The following is a 16,580-nucleotide window of genomic DNA, read 5'->3' as shown; positions in this document are numbered from 1 at the left end:
CTAACGGGTTGCTAATCTCGCATAAACCAGAAAAAACAAGGCCATTTCAGCCATAATCACATAGTTGGGCACAACGATAAACAAGTCTATAACAAAAAATCCGCCTAAGATTCCTAAAAATAGTGCCAAATGAACGGGTCTCAGCTGCAGGTGCTTATGCCGGTACCGATGGAAAATGATCGTCGTCGAGACGAAGTACAACAGAACGGAGAGAAATACCATCACCAAAATAAAGTGGTAGTCCAATTGCTCCAAAAAGAGCAGCTGAATCGATGCCGCGATTGTACTTAGCGATAAATAAACGAGCAAATGACCGTAAATAATCGTTTGTCCGGCTGTTTGCAGCGCTTTATCCACTTTTCGCTCGATATTCTCAAAATACTGCCACCAAATCCCAATAACTAGAATAAAAGCCAGCGCGGCAAACAAAATCGATGCCCATGTGCCATTGCTATTCTGTAAAACAGCCAACGTACTCACGACTGATTCCCCTAATAGAATGAGCGTAAATAAGGCAAACCGTTCCAATAAGTGATGCGTGTTAATAGGCGTATGTACCAAGAATCGTCTACCAATGACCGGTAGAAATACATCGATGGCAATTCCCGCGTAGAGAATCAGATACCTGACCCAGGAATCGAAAAATAAGGATGCGCTCGAAATCACGATGCCGATCCAAAACCTCGTCCCTAGAAATCGCGCCGTCGCAGCACGGTGGGATTCTTCCCCTTTATGAATCGCTAAGTATTGAAGAGCTGTTAACACCCTTGAACCTATGTATCCTATAAAAAATGGAACATAATATCGATCAAAATCCGGCGATAAACTAAACGTCATGATGAGCACAAAAAACAGTTGCAGAATCATGTAGATGCGGTGAGCGAAGACGTCCTGTCCATATCGATTGTTAAACAGCGTTTGCCCTACCCATGCCCACCAAATGGGAATAAAAATAAGCACAAATTTGAGGATATACTCCAGTGAAACCGTCCCGTGGTCAGCATGCAGCAGCACATGTGTTGCCTTAGACACGGCAGCTACAAAGAGCAAGTCATAAAAAAGCTCCAACCACGTTACTTTCTTCGCGATATTCATATCAGTCCCCCATTTACAGAAATCATATAGCTTTCCCTATATTATACCGAACAAACGGGGATGCATTGTTATTTTTTTTGATCGACGCGTACATCCACCTGCATTAGCGGTTGTTTGGCTGGCCCTTCGATCACAGTGCCTGTATAAGAAACCGCGAGCCATGACATGGGCAGTCCCAGGATCTTTCCGCCTCGTTCCACTCGACTTCACAGCCCATATGCGTACAAGTCGTATCGGTTTTCATCCCCGTGATGCCTGAACCTGCCACAGCCACGTCAGCTTCAATGTCGTTGGCCATCTTTGGAAATGTTGGCATCTCAGTTTCGCTTAACCAAACCAATTTGGGAGACTGCGGGAATGGGTCCTTACATGGGTCGAACGACATAATGACAGCCTCCTGAAAAAACCTTTTTGGATAAATTAACCTCTTTTATCTTCTTTTATTCTACAAATTCCACCATTTCAAAAAGCAGAGAAAGTCGAAAAAGGAAATAAGTAGTAGGTCGAATTGTGCAGGTCTAGCAGCACTTACTAGATTTGGGAATCTATTATTTAATTTAACTGTACAACGGTCAATTAAATTTTCTACTAGGAGGTTTGATGATTGAACAAGACCATCATGAAAATGACGAACGTGTTTTTCGCAACAAGTTTAACGGTAGGACTATTTGCAACCACGGCATCCGCCGCAGAAACCGGCTACTCGGAAGCACTGGAGGCACTGGACGCACCACCGATCGATGCGATGATCGTGAACGACGAACGTCTGGCCAAGGGGCTAATGGATCGAGGTCTTTTGAACAAAAGCGCAACACCAGAACAAATATCCAAAGCAGTAAAAAGCTATTTATCTGTCAAAAATAAGAAACTAGCAAACACCAAAGCGGATCAGAAGAACAGACTGCATGATGAAATGGATAAAAAGTCGAAAGATTTTGTCGCAAAACAAAAAGTGAAGTTATTATCACAAATGAACCATGGCATGGATAATCTCAAGATCGGCAACGGCAGCGGAATCCCAATTCCATCCGCCAAGCAAGATCGTTATAACGGCCCTGTTCGAGAGGACAAAGTCCTAGTGCTGTTGACCGAATTTGCCGACGTCAAACATAACAATGTGAAACAAGAACCTGGTTTCATGTACGCCAAAGACTTCAGTCCGGAGCATTATCGTAAGCTCATGTTTGGCGATAAAGATTTTAAATTGTTCGATGGATCGAAAATTCAAACCTTTAAACAATACTACGAAGAGCAGTCCGGCGGCAGCTATACGGTTGATGGCTACGTCTCTGACTGGTTAACGGTTCCCGGCACTGCCGCTCAGTATGGAGACGATAACCCTGCTGGCGGTCATGATAACCTTGCCCCGCTTGGTCCTCGCGATCTCGTCAAAGATGCGCTTAACGCCGCTGTTGCCAAAGGCATTAACTTGGCTGATTATGATAAATTCGATTTGTACGACCTGGATGGCGATGGTAATCAAAATGAACCCGACGGTTTAGTCGACCATCTCATGATCATCCATGCGGGTACGGGGCAAGAAGCCGGCGGCGGCGCCTTAGGCGACAATGCCATTTGGTCGCATCGTTGGACGCTGGATGGCGTGTACCCAATTGCGGGAACGTCAACCCCCGTCAGCTATTGGGGCGGCAAGATGGCCGCTTACGATTATACGATACAGCCTGAGGACGGCGCAGTCGGCGTATTCGCCCATGAATTCGGGCATGATTTGGGACTGCCGGATGAATACGACACCCAATACACCGGACAAGGCGAGCCGATTGCTTCTTGGTCCATTATGAGCGGGGGCAGCTGGAACGGAAATATTGCCGGTACGACTCCAACCTCTTTTTCACCGCAAAATAAAGATTTCTTCCAAAAAACGATGGGCGGCAATTGGGCTAACGTCACCGAGGTCAACGCTTCGGACATTAACCAACTAGGGAAGACAGCCATTATTGATCAAAGCGTAACGAAGTCGAAAAATCCAGGAATCGTCAAAGTCAATTTGCCGGATAAAGCCGTACAAGGCATTCAGCCCGCTTTTGGCTCCCGCTACTATTACAGTACAAAAGGCGATAACCTGCATACGACTCTATCGACGCCGGAATTTGATTTGACCAATGCGCAAACAGCGACGTTTGATTTCAAATCCTTGTATGAAGTTGAGTTCGAATACGACTATCTGACGGTAACGGCGGCTACCTATGATGGACAAGAAGTAACGCTCGATGTCATCGGGGACGATGATACGAACGGAGACGCACGCGCCGAAACCTCGAATGGGGCTTGGGTGGATAAATCCTACAACTTAGCGCCATTCATTGGCAAAAAAGTGACGCTGAACTTCGACTATGTGACTGATGGCGGGCTGGCTCTGAATGGATTTGCCATGGATAACGCGAAATTAATCGTTGATGGAAAAGTAGCGTTCTCCGATGACGCTGAAGGAGCTTCCGCTTTTAAACTGGACGGCTTCGTTCAATCCAATGGGATGGAATTCAAGAAGCACTACTATTATCTGGAGTGGAGAAACTACGAAGGAGCTGACAAAGCGCTGGCGTTCAGCCGCGGAGTTAAGTACAACACTGGACTCGTCGTATGGTATGCCGATGACAGTTATCTGGATAACTGGGTTGGGATTCATCCAGGCCAAGGCTTCCTCGGTGTTGTAGACTCTCATGCCGCGGCACTGGTGTTCAAGAAAGACGGGCAAGATTCCGTTTCGCAAACAACCCGTTATCAAGTTGCGGATGCAGCCTTTTCGCTGGATAAAACACCGGCATGGTACGTCAATAACGAGACGAGAGGCGAATACAACTACAAATCGTTGCCGGGTGTCGAGGAATTCTCCGATGCCAAGTTATATTCGAATGAGCTGATTCCAGACGCGGGCCGCTTGGTACCGAAATTCGGATTGAAATTCCGGGTCATCGGCGAAGCGAAAGATAATTCAGCCGGATTGATTTGGATTCACAAGTAAAGCGATTTGAATCTTTTTGAAAAAAGGGCTGTCCATAATTATGGACAGCCCCTTCTCATTTTAACCTCAAATCTGGCTATTTATAAAGAATATCGTCTTTGAGCGAAGCAACATGCGTAATCACTTGATCGATCTCAGGTTTGGGCACTTCAAAATGCGCAAGAGCCTGGGAGAGATGGTTCGCAACGGCATTAAAATGCACCGGCTGTAAATTCATTCCCTTATGGGCTCTAGCCATCGAGAAACCCGTATATTGATTTGGGCCACCTAAAGCAAAGGTAATAAATTTGGTTTGATGCTTCCGTTGTTTCTCCATATCCGTGTTCTTAAAAAACTCATTCACCGTATCATCAGCTAAAATAAGTTCATAGAAATAATCAACTACTTTAGCAATCGCGGGCTCTCCGCCAATTTTTTCATATAACGTCATTGTTTGATCCACAGATTTCATCCTTTACAAGTGAGTTCTATGGATATTTTCTCCTGAATTGTTAGATTCATGCTTGGATTTTTTTACGCTCCAACTTGGCTGATACGGCTGTGAGAACAACAGCTACCAAGACCATTAAACCGCCGATCCATGGTGTTTGCTGCAGACCGATCGTGTCGACAACCAAGCCACCAACCAATGAGCCTATAGCAATCCCGACGTTGAAAGCCGCGATATTCAAGGCGGAAGCAACGTCTACGGCGGATGGGACATATTTTTCAGCGAGTTGAACGATATTTAACTGAAGACCTGGCACGTTCATGAACGCGAGCAGCCCCATCAAGAAGACACCAATCAAACCTGCCACTTTGAACGGCAGCAAGAACGTCAATACGATCAGAATAGCCGCGTGAACAATAAACATCCAGAATAAGGCACGAAGCGGATTGTGATTCGCCCATTTTCCGCCAACCGAGTTACCGATCGCCACCGCAACCCCGTAGACAAGCAGCACGATAGAAACGACACTTGTATTAAGTCCTGTTACATCTTGCAAAATCGGGGTTAAATAAGTGAAAGCAACAAATGTTCCTCCATATCCAAGCGCTGTGATGGCATACCCCAGAATCAGTCGGGAGTTCGTTACCAGACGGAGCATATCCGAAAACTTGGCAGGCGGCGATTGTTTCAGATTTTTTGGAATTAATGCAGTAATCGCGATGATGGCAATAACACCAAGCAAAGCAACGCCCCAGAACGTCGCTCTCCAACCTAACGTTTGCCCGATAAACGTTCCAAGCGGTACCCCGGTAACCGTTGCGACTGTCAGTCCAGTGAACATTAAGGCAATGGCGCTGGCTTTTTTCTGCGGTGGAACGAGCTGGACGGCAATCGTCGCGCCGATCGAGAAGAAGACACCATGCGAAAAGGCAGTTATAAAGCGAGCAACCAGCAGAAATGAAAAGGACGTGGAAAGCGCGGCAGCGACATTTCCAACAATGAATATGACCATGAGAAGCATCAGTAATGTCTTGCGGTTCATCCGATTTGTAAGGGCGGTCAGGATTGGCGCGCCAATTGCAACCCCGATGGCGTAACCGGAAATCAGAAGTCCGGCAAGTGTAATCCCGATGTGCAAATCATCGGCGACAGACGCCAGAAGACCAACGGGAACGAATTCGGTCGTCCCAATCCCGAACGCGCTGATGGCCAGCGCAAGCAGCGCCCATTTCCCTGAAAGCAGCTTATCTTTCTGTATAGAAGCAGCTGGTGCGATAGTTTGACTCATAAGTATCCTCCTATTTGAATGAATGTGACCTGCAGCAACACTTTACTTTTGTTGTCTGAGTGTTATTATAGGATCACACGAACTATTTGATAAGTACGCACTTTGAAGTTCTATAGATACTCCAAAGTACTATAGGCACTTAAAAGTTCCTACCCTAAATCGGAGGTAAACTATGCCCTATAATGTTCCCGTTGAAGCTACGCTTGATGTAATCGGCGGCAAATGGAAGGTCGTCATTTTATGCCATTTGGATAAAGGCGACAAACGTACAAGCGAATTAAAAAGATTGATGCCAGATATCACGCAGAAAATGCTTACGCAGCAGCTGCGCGAGCTTGAGCAAGACGGTATGGTGAAAAGAACGAGCTATGAACAAGTACCGCCCAAAGTTGTCTATTCTTTAACACCGTATGGTTGGTCATTCAAGCCGATCCTCGATGCCATGTGTGCCTGGGGAGAGCAGCATATCCTGCAAAACGAGTTAGTAGAAGTATAGAAACAACACTTGGAGGCGATGAATGTGAAAATCATGATTTCAGCCGCGGAAGCCATTGAAAAAGGCGTATGGAATGAGATTTTACGACTCTTCGGTCGGGATAAAAATGAAGAGATATGGCCCAAAGAGGAATTCATTTTGACCGAAGAGCAAGCCATCCAATTGAAGTTGATTAAGAAGTAGGGTTCCTCATTTGAGTAAGGGAACTACAGTCCGCTATTTCTTCAGAAACAGCCTTTTTTCTGGTCACAGGGAACTACGATCCCCTATTTTGCCGATACTGTTGGAAATGAAGTCATATGAGCGAGAATAAGAACCCATAGTTCCTCTACAAGATCGAAAACTATTATTTTGACTGAAATAGCGGCCTGTAGTTCCTCATTCTCCTCTATTCAATCGGCTTCTGAAAAAGGAATAGGCCGTCAGGGAAGTAGATATCCTACTTCTTCCCTGACGGCCTATTTTACTTGACAGTTTGTAAGCGTATACCCCTCTAAGCGTTATATCGCTGCCATCCCGTCCCGCCCGGGTATGGACAGCTCTTGTCCCGCAGCTTGGCGGCAATTCGCACAATACATCCGCATAGCGAGCACGTATGACCGCTGACGAGCTTAGGACACTCGCTGCACCGGCTTAACCGCTCGCGGTACACCGAATCGGGGACGCAGGCTTCTGCTGACTGAAACATAGGTGCTCGCAGCATCTTGTCAATTTGCGCAGCCGTAACTTTGAATTCCTCGCGGCATCCTTTGCACTGGCGATTCTCAAGCATCACGGCTTACTCCGCGGTCAATGCCAAAACCGTGACGGACATCGGAGGAAGCTCTGCATAGATCACCTGATCGATCAAGTTGAACGCTGTGAATTCCGTTGGACTGACTTTATCTGTCTCTTCGAAGGTGTTGTGGCCGTCAATAGCATCTGAAGTTAATGTTGTACCTTGCACAGATACCAACTTGTCGACCAAGCCGCGCAGCTCAACCTCTACCTTTGCGCCAGCCTGATGATCCAGATTGCAGAGGCTGATATGTATCCGGCCCTCTTCATCTATGGAAGCCGAAACGGAGATTTGTGGAATGGCTTGTTTCCCCTCGCCAAGCTCCGTAATGGACTGGTGCACATCCAACAGCTGCGCATCCTGGTGAACCTTATACATGTCGAAGACATGATAAGTTGGCGTAAGCACCATTTTTTCGCCTTCGGTGAGGATCACAGCCTGCAGTACATTCACCAGCTGCGCGATGTTCGCCATTTGCACGCGATCACAATGCTCATTAAAAATGTTCAGCGAAATCCCGGCGACTAACGCATCACGAATCGTGTTCTGCTGATACAGAAAGCCTGGATTCGTTCCCGGCTCCACATCGTGCCACGTCCCCCACTCATCAACGAGCAGCCCGATTCGCTTGTCCGGATCGTACTGATCCATAATAGCGGAATGTTTGCTGATCAGTTCTTCCATGAACAAAGCTTTCTTCAAGGTTACACGCCACATGTTTTCAGGGAATCCGGTTGCCGTTCCTTTCTCCTGCCAGGAATCACCGGGAACCGTATAATAATGCAGCGTAATAGAATCCATAAAACGATGAGCCTGCTTCATCAAAGTTTCCATCCAATGATAGTCGTCCGTGTTCGGCCCACAAGCAATTTTATGTATGCGATTGCTGCCATAATTGCGGACATAGGTCTGAAATTGGCGATACAGATCTGCGTAATATTCAGGCCGCATGTTCCCTCCACAGCCCCAATTCTCATTGCCCACGCCGAAATATTTCACTTTCCACGGCTCAGGTCGCCCGTTTGCCTCGCGCAATTCTGCCATAGGCGACACACCCTCAAAGGTCAAATATTCGACCCAATCAGCCATCTCTTGAACGGTTCCGCTGCCAACATTGCCGTTGATATACGGCTCACATTCCAGCATCTCACAGAGCATCATAAATTCATGCGTCCCAAAATGATTATTTTCCACCACGCCGCCCCAATGGGTATTAATCATTCGTTTCCGGTTTTCTTTCGGACCGATACCGTCCTTCCAGTGGTATTCGTCAGCGAAGCAGCCACCCGGCCAACGCAGTACCGGGATTTTCATCTTTTTCAACGCAGCCGCGACATCGTTCCGAATCCCTTTCGTGTTAGGAATATCTGAATCTTCCCCCACCCATAAACCTTCGTAAATGCATCGTCCCAAATGCTCGGAAAAATGCCCGTAAATATTGCGATTAATCGTGCCTTTTGCGCGATCGGCGTTAACAGTTATCCGGTTAGTCACAGAAATTCGCCCCTTAAATTAATAATTTCATTAATCGATAAGCAGTTTCATAAATTCAATTATTATCATAAGTTGATCTTCCTGCTTTTGCAACCGTTTTTTTGAATAGGCAGCTCCAAGGATCGCCAAGGCTTCCAGACGGATAAATTTCTTTGTTTTGATCTAAAATAAACTTTGTCTTTCCAAATAAACTGGTGGGAGTGATACACATGCGTGAAGGTTTGATCCCTGCTGTTCTTGGAACTGTCGTAACGGCTTCTGCTGCTTCCTTACTCGGTAGCAAGTATAAGCTTGCAGCAACTGGTGTGCTCGGATTTGGCCTGGCTCATGTCGTTCTGGGGGCTATTGACCTCATCGAACATCGGTAATGCTTGGGAAGGCCCGCAGATTGTGAAAAAGACCTAACGGATAACATTCATCCGTCAGGTCTTTTTCTGTAGAAATGAATGTAGTTATACATTCAAAATATAACGCGCGGCAGGACTTATTCGGTCGTAAGTCCTCTTTCGAATATAGGCAGCCTGGTCGAGCTGCTGCTTGTGTTCTCTGGCCGTGAAATACGCGTGAAGAGCACGCCTTGTCTTGGCTGTTTGGTTCAGCGTGCCGCCATGCCAGAGGTGCGAATTGAAGACGCTTACGGAGCCGGCAGGCGCAACAATCAACTCCTCCTGCGGGTGTGGCGCAAGGGGATCTATGCCGTAATCACGCGGATAACCAGACAGCTTATGCGTTCCGGGTACGACGCGGGTAGCCCCATTGTCTGGCGTGAAGTCGTCAATAAGCCAGATCGAATTGCACACGTGGAACGGCTCGTGTTCTTTACGTGCGCCCCAATCCGCGTGCAGCGCCTGCAGTCCTGCGCCAGGAATGGCGTCACGCGCGTTCAGCGAGGAAAGCATGAACTCCCGCTGCAGCACGTGATAGATGGCAGCCAAAAGCTTCGGATGCGTATAAACCCGGTCGAAGCATTCGCCTTTATTCACCAGGTCGGATAGCCTCCGTGTCCCTTCCTCCTGATGAACCTCTTTCCCCGCGTTCATCCCCTCTTTGTCCATTAACTCTTCATACTTGGCGCGAAACGTTTCTAGCTCATCTGTGTTTAACATCCCGGTAAACAAAACGAAACCTCGCTCATCGAGACTTTTCTTCTCTTCAGCCGTCAATAGATCATCAGTAATACCCAAAGCCAATAAAGCCTCTTCAATCTTGTGAATCGACGTAGTTAGATTCATGCTTACACCTCCTGCATCATTGTTCGGTTTGATACTTATATGCTAAGCTAATCATAAGGAATAATCGATTCTGAGTGCTGCGGCAAACCTATTCATTCTTGCGAAAGGTGCTGGCAAATGAGTGCTATATTCTTAAAGCGGCCGGTCTTGGAAGGTGCGATCGCGTTTCATCGCAAAACCGGTGAAAGCTGTTATTTCCCTCTGCACCGACATGAAGCCATGACGGAGATTCTTTTTATAGCTGAGGGAGAAGCGGACTATTGGATTGATGGTAAGCATTATAAAGCGCGGGCCGGAGATATGGTCATCTTTCGTCCTCTGGTATGGCATGAAGAGCGTTCGCGCATCGAAGCCCCGTTTTCCTTTTATTATGCAGGATTTCACTCTCTTCAGGTGCAAGGATTGCCGGCGAATCACCTATTAGAGGATGATGAACAGCCGGTATTCTCTGTAAGTTCAAATGTTGAGCGGATCAAGCATCTCTTTCAAGAGCTCTGTGACGAGGTTAATGAAGGCTGGTCGGAGGCGTTAACTTCCAGTGGTTTGCTGTTAGAACTGCTGCTTTTGGAGGTGCACCGATCGAAACATCACGCTGCTGGGAAAACAGCGCGCTTGTCCGCGCAAACCGCGATAACAAAGGCAAGACGATACATCGAAGAGCGGTACCATGAACCCCTTACGATCAAACAAATTGCCGACCACGTTTATCTGAGCCCATCGCATTTAAGCCACTTGTTTCAGGATGCTTACGGGGAGAGCCCGATTCAATTCGCCATACACCAGCGCATCCACGCGGCTCGCCGTTATTTGACAACTACCGAGTTCTCCGTGGAACAAATCGCACGATTGGTCGGGTATGAGAGCGTCACCGCTTTTCAAAATTTGTTTAAAAAAGCGACCGGTCTCGCTCCTGGAACATTCCGGAAAGAAGCGCTCCGACCTAGCGAGTCGCAATAAAAAAAGTGCTTCTCTCATCACGTATGACGAGGAAGCACTTTTTATTATTTTACAGCTGGTTCAGCTATAGCTTTGTATTTGGAAGAGACGAACGTGACCGCTTTCGGTTCCGTAATCACTTGAACGTTCATGGCATCCGGAGCAGGATCGACCAGTTTGTAAGAAATAACGGCATTGCCGTCTTCTCCAAATTGGATACCGGTAATTTCAATCCCATATCCCCCTGTTGGTTTCGTTTCCCGAGACAATGTCACCTTGTTAACATCATCGGAAACTTTCTCAACATGAACGGCAACGGTTTCTGTTGGCGCTGGAACCTGAGTGTGAGCGTCCAACACTTTGCTTGCGTTATAAACCCAAGTTGCTGCTTCGCCGCGCGTAATTTCCGCTTTTGGGCTTAGCTTGCCGTTGTTATCGAGTGCGGCAATTTTATAAGCGAGCATACGCTGCAGAGCACCTTGATACTCCGGTGTAATTTGGTCAGCATCCTTAATGTCCGCCGGTTTGATGTTAATCAGCGGGAAATTGCCTTTTTTCTCAAGCGCAGTCATAAGTAACGCCCCGAATTGCTCACGTGTAATGCTAGCATTCGGATTCACATCTTTCGGAAGATCTACGCCGTTGTAATGAGCGATGATGAACGCTTCGGCATACCAAGAGTCATTTTGTACGTTTGTATAGAAATCAGAAGCAAGCGGCTGCTTGACGAAACGGAGCAAGTCCATGTTTAGGCCCAAACCTTTTACAATGATTTGGACGGATTGCGCATAGCTGATTTTTCCTTTTGGAGCAAAATGTTCGTGATCCATACCACTTACAACGCCACGATCACGCAGTGCGTTAATCGCCTCGGCTTGTCCACTTTCAACATCCGAGAAAGCAAATGCAGTATTAAATGACAATGCTCCCAATATAACGGTCGATAGTGCGGCAGTAGCTAATTTTTTCACAGTAACTATTCTCCTTTTAACTAGTTATTTTTTATCACCCTTTCGAGTTACCTATTTAACGGAGCTGTTTCTAAAAAGGTTGCATGCGGTTGAATAAATTTTTCGAAAAGAAAAGCGTTACTGAGACACTTGTCGGAGGGGCAACCTCATACTCACCGTTAAATTGGTCAACAACGATACACCTTTGAGGAACTACAGGCCGCTATTTCTAGCAATTCAGCCCGTTTCCGCGTTCAAGCGGAACTACAGGGCGTTATTTGAGCGTCAAATCCCGTTTTCTATAGGTAAACGGACAAATAACGGCCCACAGTTCCCGTCCACAAAAAAGCACGCTATTTCAGATGAAATAGCGCGCTATAGTTCCAATTGCCGGGGAGCAACCCCACAAGCGATAGCAGCAAATTCCCTATACGCCCGAGTAGGCCATGAATCCGCCGTCCACCGGAATGGTGGCGCCGGTTACGAAGCCGGACATGTTAGGGTCCGTCAACCAAAGCAGCGTGCCGAGCAGATCTTCGGGTTTCCCGAATCGGCGCATCGGCGTGTGGGTAATGATTTTGTGCGAACGCTCCGTGAGCGTACCGTCTTCCTTCAGCAGCAGCTTCTCGTTCTGCTTCGTCAAGAAAAAGCCCGGCGCAATCGCATTGACGCGAATGCCGCTTTCCGCCAAATGCACGGCTAACCACTGCGTGAAGTTATCAATGGCGGCTTTAGCAGCGCTGTAAGCCGGAACTTTCGTCATTGGCGACGGTGCGCTCATCGACGAAATATTGATGACGGTAGCGTCTTGTCTGCCGATCATTTGTTTTGTAAAAATCTGCGTCGGAATCAACGTCCCGACAAAGTTCAAGTCAAGCACATTGCGGAATCCCGTCACGCTTAGGTCATAGAAGGTCTGAATATCCGGATTCGCCAAGTCTTCCAGTTTGAACGTTTCGTTCGTCGTGTTCGCACTGGCATGATTGCCTCCGGCGCCATTGATTAAAATATCGCACGGTCCGAGCTGCTCAAGGATCACTTCTGCGGCCTGTGCTACACTCTCTGCATCCGTTACGTCGCAGGACAAAGCAATGGCTTCGCCGCCTGCTGCGGCAATCTCAGCCACGACCTCCTGCCCTTTTTCCACGGTACGGTTCAGAATGGCGATTCGCCCGCCTTGGCGTGCGAGTTCCAAGGCCATAACCCGGCACAATACGCCGGCTCCTCCTGTAATAACGACAACTTTACCTTGCAATGCTGGAAAATTCGTAATGCCCTTCATGTCTAGTCCCCCATCCTTCCGGATTGTAATTTTCTGCGGTTTGCGTCCCACAATCCCCATAAGTACATAATGCCAAGCGCACGATCATACAGGCCGTAACCGGGTCTGCATTGCTCGCCCCAAATATGTCGTCCATGATCCGGACGGCAAAATCCTTCATAATCATTTTCATGCAGCGCGTTCACAATGCCGGCGATATCTACAGTGCCGTCTGTTGTCCGATGTGAAGTTTCAATGAAATCGCCATTTTCGTACACACGCACGTTGCGAATATGCGCAAATGGAATCCGATCAGCGAATTCATTGACGATTCCAACGATATCATTCGCCGGATTCGCACCAAGCGATCCGCTGCACATCGTCAGCCCATTATATGGACTATCTACTAGTCCCAGGAAACGGCGGATATTGGCTTGACTCGTAATAATGCGCGGCAGTCCAAAAATAGGCCAAGGCGGATCATCCGGATGAATCGCCATTCGAATATCATATTTCTCGGCAAAAGGAATGATGGCTTCTAGAAAATATTTGGCATTGTCAAAAAGCTGCTCTTCCGTCACATCGCGGTAGGCATCAAATAATTCAGTCAGACGTCCCAGACGTTCCGGCTCCCAGCCCGGCATCGTGAAGTTCGGATTGGCATTAATTCGCTGTACCTGCTCTTCCAAGTTCAGATGGGCAACTTTTTCTTTTTCATAAAATAGCGCTGTGGATCCATCTTCCAATTCCTTATGCAGATCGGTCCTTACCCAGTCAAAAACGGGCATAAAGTTATAACAGATCACTTTCACGCCGACCTCAGCCAGCTTTACGATCGTTTTCTTGTAATTGTCTATGTAGAGATCGCGGCTTGGCAGCCCGAGCTTGATATCCTCATGAATGTTAACGCTTTCGACGACCTTCATATGAAGACCGGCCTTATCTGCGGCTTCCTTTACCTGTAAGATTTTATCCATCGGCCACTCTTCACCAGCCGGAACATCGTGGAGCGCCCAAACAATGCCCTCTACACCAGGGATTTGCTTGATTTGCTCAAGTGTTACCGTGTCATTGCCTTCGCCAAACCAGCGAAATACCATTTTCATTGCAGATAGCGCCTCCTGTCATTCCTTATTTGAAATACGTCGGAAATTTCTCTTTCAATACAGTTTGATCTGTAACCGTGAGGTGAAGATGAGTGTTCATCACTTGTTCAGCCTTGCCGGCTTCGTGATGTTCAATCGCATCCACCATCTGTTCGTGCTGCTCGTAGAGCTCATCCCACCTGTGATCCGCGGCCAATCTGAGCATGCGAGTCCGGTTCAGATGAACATTCACTTGCTGGATGATTGCCCAAGTATTCAGCTTTCTGCATCCCTCAAAGATCGTCCGATGGAAAGCTTCATCCAATTCAAACATCTTCTTAAAATCCTTCTCGCTCATGGAAACTTGCTGATAAGCCAGATTGGTACGCAGCTGCTGCAAGGAATCCGCGGGAAAGCTTTCACAAGCTAAGGAAATAACAGCCCGTTCAAGCTGCTCTCGAATAAAACGAGCTTCCTCTACACGCTCCAGGTCGATAAGAGAAACAACCGTACCGCGCTGTGGATAGATATCCAGCAACCCTTCTTGCGATAACTGAACGAAGCTCTCACGCACCGGCGTTCGGCTCACACCAAATTGAACGGAGATTTCCTTCTCCGAAATACCGGTTCCCGGCAGCAAATCCAGCATAAGAATTTGCTCTTTCAGAGCCTGATAAACCGCATCGCGTGTCGTGCTTGTTATAGGTTTGATTTTCAACGTTGTGATTCACCTCCCGTATCCAAATGTTATTACCATACTACCATACAAGTATGGTAGTGGGGAAGTGGGTTCTTCATGTTCATCATTTTGGAACAACTATCGTATAGAAATTGCTCGGCTGCATGAGGCTTTCAACATCATCAAAAACCTGACGGATCAAACTCCGCCAGGCTGTGTGTCAGCTACTTTTCTAGCCCCACCATATACCCCTTTTAAGCAACTTGCAGCTAACTTCCACCTGTACCAACTGGTTAAGAGAAGAATTTGCGGTGCGCATTGGCTTTCTTACGGACTGAGATGACCTTATTCGGTGAAAAACGGGCTATTTGAAATTTTAACGGACCCGAATGCCGCTATTTACATAAATAACATGAGAAATGGCTAGTTTTTTGACTAATAAGGGCTCTGGAGTCCGTTAAAAATTGGATAGAGCCAATTTAGCTGAAATAGCGGCTGCCAGGTCCGTTAGCGAAAACAAGAAAAATTGGCATGCAAGTGATGTGCCGCGCAGCGTCTACGCCAAGGCTGAGATAATTCGTCGCACCCACAAAAAAAAAGACCGCATCTTTGCCAAAAAGCGCAAAGATACGGTCCCTTTTATCGGATTAAATACACAATATAAGCCACCAACGCTAGTAAGCCTGCAGCGATCGAAACGACGTAGAAGGAAGTGAGACGCGCCCATTTGACCCCGGTTTTCTGAAAATACGTGGTGTCGCCTTCCCTGTTTTTACGTGAAAAACCAATCATAAAGGTTGTAACCAATCCAAATAACAAGATAAGCGAGAATATCGCATAGTAAATATACATATTCATTGTGATTACCCCATTTTATATTTAGTAGAAGCCTTGATGTCCTCATTATAGCGAAAAGTGGTCTGACTTTCATCCTCCACTTTAACGTTTTTTCAACCATCCAATTTGCTCTTTCGTTACATGTACACCCATTTCTATGTATCTATTTATAGTTGCCACTGTCATTTCAACGAGATTTACATATGATATAGCAAGCTAGTTTTTAGAAACATAAAAAGGAGGAATGAGGATGAAAGTCGTAATTCTAGCTGGCGGACTTGGCACCAGATTTCGTGAAGAAACCCATTCCAAGCCTAAACCGATGATCCTCATCGGTGATAAGCCCATTCTGTGGCATATTATGAAGATCTACTCATTTTACGGATTTAATGAGTTTATTATATGCCTAGGTTATAAAGGGCACGTCATTAAAGACTTTTTTGCCAACTATCCCTTGCATGCATCCGATATAACGGTTGATCTGCAAAAAAATACCATTCAGTATCTTTCATCGCCAGTAGAACCATGGAAAATAACACTCGTGCACACAGGCGATGAGACGATGACAGGCGGACGTATTAAGCGAATTCAGAAATATATTGGCGATGAGCCATTTCTCTTAACGTACGGAGATGGATTGACCAATGTGAATATTCCCGAAGTCGTGAAGTTTCACCAGGCTCACGGTAGATTCGGGACACTGACCGCGGTTCAGCCTACGGCCAGGTTTGGTTCGCTTATTTTTGGAAATGGCACAGAAATTACTAAATTTCAAGAAAAGCCCAAAGGTGAAGGCGGCTGGGTAAACGGCGGATTCTTCGTCTTACAGCCTCAGGTTTTCGATTATATTGACGGTGACCCCACCCATTTCGAGAAGGAACCCTTGGAGCAGCTAGCTGCCTCAGGGCAGTTGCATGCCTATAAACATGCTGACTTCTGGTACGCCATGGACACGCTTCGCGATCAACAGCAATTGCAGAAACTCTGGGACTCGGGACAAGCTCCGTGGAAAATTTGGTAATACACGGCAGAACAC

Annotated in this window: 17 protein-coding genes and 1 pseudogene; 6 read left to right on the top strand and 12 right to left on the bottom strand. The window is 46.9% G+C overall.

All coding sequences use genetic code 11. From position 1 onward, the window contains the following. Positions 1 to 1,095 (bottom strand): low temperature requirement protein A, encoded by a 1,095-nt coding sequence (locus PCH02S_RS01670; protein WP_127449405.1) that lies wholly within the window; start codon positions 1,093 to 1,095, stop codon positions 1 to 3. A 68-nt stretch (positions 1,096 to 1,163) separates the two neighbouring features. Then, positions 1,164 to 1,330: pseudogene (locus PCH02S_RS01665) on the bottom strand (Rieske 2Fe-2S domain-containing protein); the annotation flags it as partial. 384 nt (positions 1,331 to 1,714) lie between these two features. On the opposite strand from PCH02S_RS01665, the gene PCH02S_RS01660 reads away from it, so the two are divergent. Further along, the gene (locus PCH02S_RS01660; RefSeq protein WP_127449756.1) at positions 1,715 to 4,078 is read left to right on the top strand and encodes an immune inhibitor A domain-containing protein; all 2,364 of its coding nucleotides are present in this window, start codon (positions 1,715 to 1,717) and stop codon (positions 4,076 to 4,078) included. Positions 4,079 to 4,154: 76 nt separating this feature from the next. Here the strand turns inward: PCH02S_RS01660 and PCH02S_RS01655 are convergent, their stop codons facing one another. After that, complete coding sequence (locus PCH02S_RS01655; RefSeq protein ID WP_407670015.1) at positions 4,155 to 4,508, bottom strand: group I truncated hemoglobin; 354 nt, start codon at positions 4,506 to 4,508, stop codon at positions 4,155 to 4,157. 67 nt (positions 4,509 to 4,575) lie between these two features. Further along, the gene (locus tag PCH02S_RS01650) at positions 4,576 to 5,796 is read right to left on the bottom strand and encodes an MFS transporter (protein ID WP_127449401.1); all 1,221 of its coding nucleotides are present in this window, start codon (positions 5,794 to 5,796) and stop codon (positions 4,576 to 4,578) included. A 172-nt stretch (positions 5,797 to 5,968) separates the two neighbouring features. Here PCH02S_RS01650 and PCH02S_RS01645 point away from each other — a divergent pair, with 172 nt between their 5' ends. Further along, positions 5,969 to 6,292 (top strand): winged helix-turn-helix transcriptional regulator, encoded by a 324-nt coding sequence (locus PCH02S_RS01645; protein WP_127449399.1) that lies wholly within the window; start codon positions 5,969 to 5,971, stop codon positions 6,290 to 6,292. A gap of 24 nt (positions 6,293 to 6,316) precedes the next feature. Continuing rightward, positions 6,317 to 6,475: a hypothetical protein gene (locus PCH02S_RS35530; protein WP_164819394.1), complete on the top strand. Its 159-nt coding sequence runs from the start codon at positions 6,317 to 6,319 to the stop codon at positions 6,473 to 6,475. 310 nt (positions 6,476 to 6,785) lie between these two features. Here PCH02S_RS35530 and PCH02S_RS01640 read toward each other — a convergent pair whose 3' ends face one another. Next, the gene (locus tag PCH02S_RS01640; protein ID WP_127449397.1) at positions 6,786 to 7,064 is read right to left on the bottom strand and encodes a DUF6171 family protein; all 279 of its coding nucleotides are present in this window, start codon (positions 7,062 to 7,064) and stop codon (positions 6,786 to 6,788) included. Positions 7,065 to 7,070: 6 nt separating this feature from the next. After that, on the bottom strand, positions 7,071 to 8,564 hold the full coding sequence (locus PCH02S_RS01635) for an alpha-N-arabinofuranosidase (RefSeq protein WP_127449395.1): 1,494 nt from the start codon (positions 8,562 to 8,564) through the stop codon (positions 7,071 to 7,073). A 209-nt stretch (positions 8,565 to 8,773) separates the two neighbouring features. On the opposite strand from PCH02S_RS01635, the gene PCH02S_RS01630 reads away from it, so the two are divergent. Beyond that, the gene (locus tag PCH02S_RS01630; RefSeq protein ID WP_127449393.1) at positions 8,774 to 8,932 is read left to right on the top strand and encodes an asparagine synthase; all 159 of its coding nucleotides are present in this window, start codon (positions 8,774 to 8,776) and stop codon (positions 8,930 to 8,932) included. Positions 8,933 to 9,016: 84 nt separating this feature from the next. Here PCH02S_RS01630 and PCH02S_RS01625 read toward each other — a convergent pair whose 3' ends face one another. Beyond that, the gene (locus PCH02S_RS01625; RefSeq protein WP_127449391.1) at positions 9,017 to 9,796 is read right to left on the bottom strand and encodes a phytanoyl-CoA dioxygenase family protein; all 780 of its coding nucleotides are present in this window, start codon (positions 9,794 to 9,796) and stop codon (positions 9,017 to 9,019) included. Between the two features lie 117 nt (positions 9,797 to 9,913). Between PCH02S_RS01625 and PCH02S_RS01620 the strand changes: the two genes are divergently transcribed. Continuing rightward, on the top strand, positions 9,914 to 10,753 hold the full coding sequence (locus tag PCH02S_RS01620) for an AraC family transcriptional regulator (protein WP_127449389.1): 840 nt from the start codon (positions 9,914 to 9,916) through the stop codon (positions 10,751 to 10,753). A gap of 44 nt (positions 10,754 to 10,797) precedes the next feature. Here the strand turns inward: PCH02S_RS01620 and PCH02S_RS01615 are convergent, their stop codons facing one another. The 5 genes from PCH02S_RS01615 to PCH02S_RS01595 all read right to left on the bottom strand — a co-directional run bounded on the left by PCH02S_RS01615 (position 10,798) and on the right by PCH02S_RS01595 (position 15,565). Next, on the bottom strand, positions 10,798 to 11,703 hold the full coding sequence (locus tag PCH02S_RS01615) for an S-layer homology domain-containing protein (protein ID WP_246068905.1): 906 nt from the start codon (positions 11,701 to 11,703) through the stop codon (positions 10,798 to 10,800). A gap of 406 nt (positions 11,704 to 12,109) precedes the next feature. Further along, positions 12,110 to 12,964, bottom strand: a complete 855-nt coding sequence (locus tag PCH02S_RS01610) for an SDR family oxidoreductase (protein ID WP_127449385.1) — start codon at positions 12,962 to 12,964, stop codon at positions 12,110 to 12,112. A gap of 2 nt (positions 12,965 to 12,966) precedes the next feature. Next, positions 12,967 to 14,049, bottom strand: coding sequence for a mannonate dehydratase (gene uxuA / locus PCH02S_RS01605; RefSeq protein ID WP_127449383.1), 1,083 nt, complete (start codon positions 14,047 to 14,049; stop codon positions 12,967 to 12,969). 25 nt (positions 14,050 to 14,074) lie between these two features. Next, positions 14,075 to 14,746: a GntR family transcriptional regulator gene (locus PCH02S_RS01600; protein ID WP_164819393.1), complete on the bottom strand. Its 672-nt coding sequence runs from the start codon at positions 14,744 to 14,746 to the stop codon at positions 14,075 to 14,077. Positions 14,747 to 15,346: 600 nt separating this feature from the next. Beyond that, positions 15,347 to 15,565 carry a hypothetical protein gene (locus PCH02S_RS01595; RefSeq protein ID WP_127449381.1) on the bottom strand — a complete coding sequence of 73 codons (219 nt, stop codon included), beginning with the start codon at positions 15,563 to 15,565 and terminating at the stop codon, positions 15,347 to 15,349. A 229-nt stretch (positions 15,566 to 15,794) separates the two neighbouring features. On the opposite strand from PCH02S_RS01595, the gene rfbF reads away from it, so the two are divergent. After that, positions 15,795 to 16,565 carry a glucose-1-phosphate cytidylyltransferase gene (gene rfbF, locus PCH02S_RS01590; protein ID WP_127449379.1) on the top strand — a complete coding sequence of 257 codons (771 nt, stop codon included), beginning with the start codon at positions 15,795 to 15,797 and terminating at the stop codon, positions 16,563 to 16,565. Positions 16,566 to 16,580 lie beyond the last annotated feature (15 nt).

Origin of the sequence: Paenibacillus chondroitinus NBRC 15376 (assembly GCF_004000765.1) — a bacterium.
In the GTDB taxonomy this organism is placed as follows: domain Bacteria; phylum Bacillota; class Bacilli; order Paenibacillales; family NBRC-103111; genus Paenibacillus_E; species Paenibacillus_E chondroitinus.
Note: the sequence above shows the minus strand (reverse complement) of the source record. Positions and strands in the feature narration are given on the sequence as shown.

Bases quoted from the DNA above. Each gene is read 5' to 3' on its own strand.
- PCH02S_RS01655 (WP_407670015.1), bottom strand. From the start codon at position 4,508: ATGACGTTATATGAAAAAATTGGCGGAGAGCCCGCGATTGCTAAAGTA.
- PCH02S_RS01670 (WP_127449405.1), bottom strand. From the start codon at position 1,095: ATGAATATCGCGAAGAAAGTAACGTGGTTGGAGCTTTTTTATGACTTG.
- PCH02S_RS01610 (WP_127449385.1), bottom strand. From the start codon at position 12,964: ATGAAGGGCATTACGAATTTTCCAGCATTGCAAGGTAAAGTTGTCGTT.
- rfbF (WP_127449379.1), top strand. From the start codon at position 15,795: ATGAAAGTCGTAATTCTAGCTGGCGGACTTGGCACCAGATTTCGTGAA.
- PCH02S_RS01650 (WP_127449401.1), bottom strand. From the start codon at position 5,796: ATGAGTCAAACTATCGCACCAGCTGCTTCTATACAGAAAGATAAGCTG.
- PCH02S_RS01660 (WP_127449756.1), top strand. From the start codon at position 1,715: ATGAAAATGACGAACGTGTTTTTCGCAACAAGTTTAACGGTAGGACTA.
- PCH02S_RS01630 (WP_127449393.1), top strand. From the start codon at position 8,774: ATGCGTGAAGGTTTGATCCCTGCTGTTCTTGGAACTGTCGTAACGGCT.
- PCH02S_RS01645 (WP_127449399.1), top strand. From the start codon at position 5,969: ATGCCCTATAATGTTCCCGTTGAAGCTACGCTTGATGTAATCGGCGGC.
- PCH02S_RS01595 (WP_127449381.1), bottom strand. From the start codon at position 15,565: ATGAATATGTATATTTACTATGCGATATTCTCGCTTATCTTGTTATTT.
- PCH02S_RS01620 (WP_127449389.1), top strand. From the start codon at position 9,914: ATGAGTGCTATATTCTTAAAGCGGCCGGTCTTGGAAGGTGCGATCGCG.
- uxuA (WP_127449383.1), bottom strand. From the start codon at position 14,049: ATGAAAATGGTATTTCGCTGGTTTGGCGAAGGCAATGACACGGTAACA.
- PCH02S_RS01625 (WP_127449391.1), bottom strand. From the start codon at position 9,796: ATGAATCTAACTACGTCGATTCACAAGATTGAAGAGGCTTTATTGGCT.
- PCH02S_RS01640 (WP_127449397.1), bottom strand. From the start codon at position 7,064: ATGCTTGAGAATCGCCAGTGCAAAGGATGCCGCGAGGAATTCAAAGTT.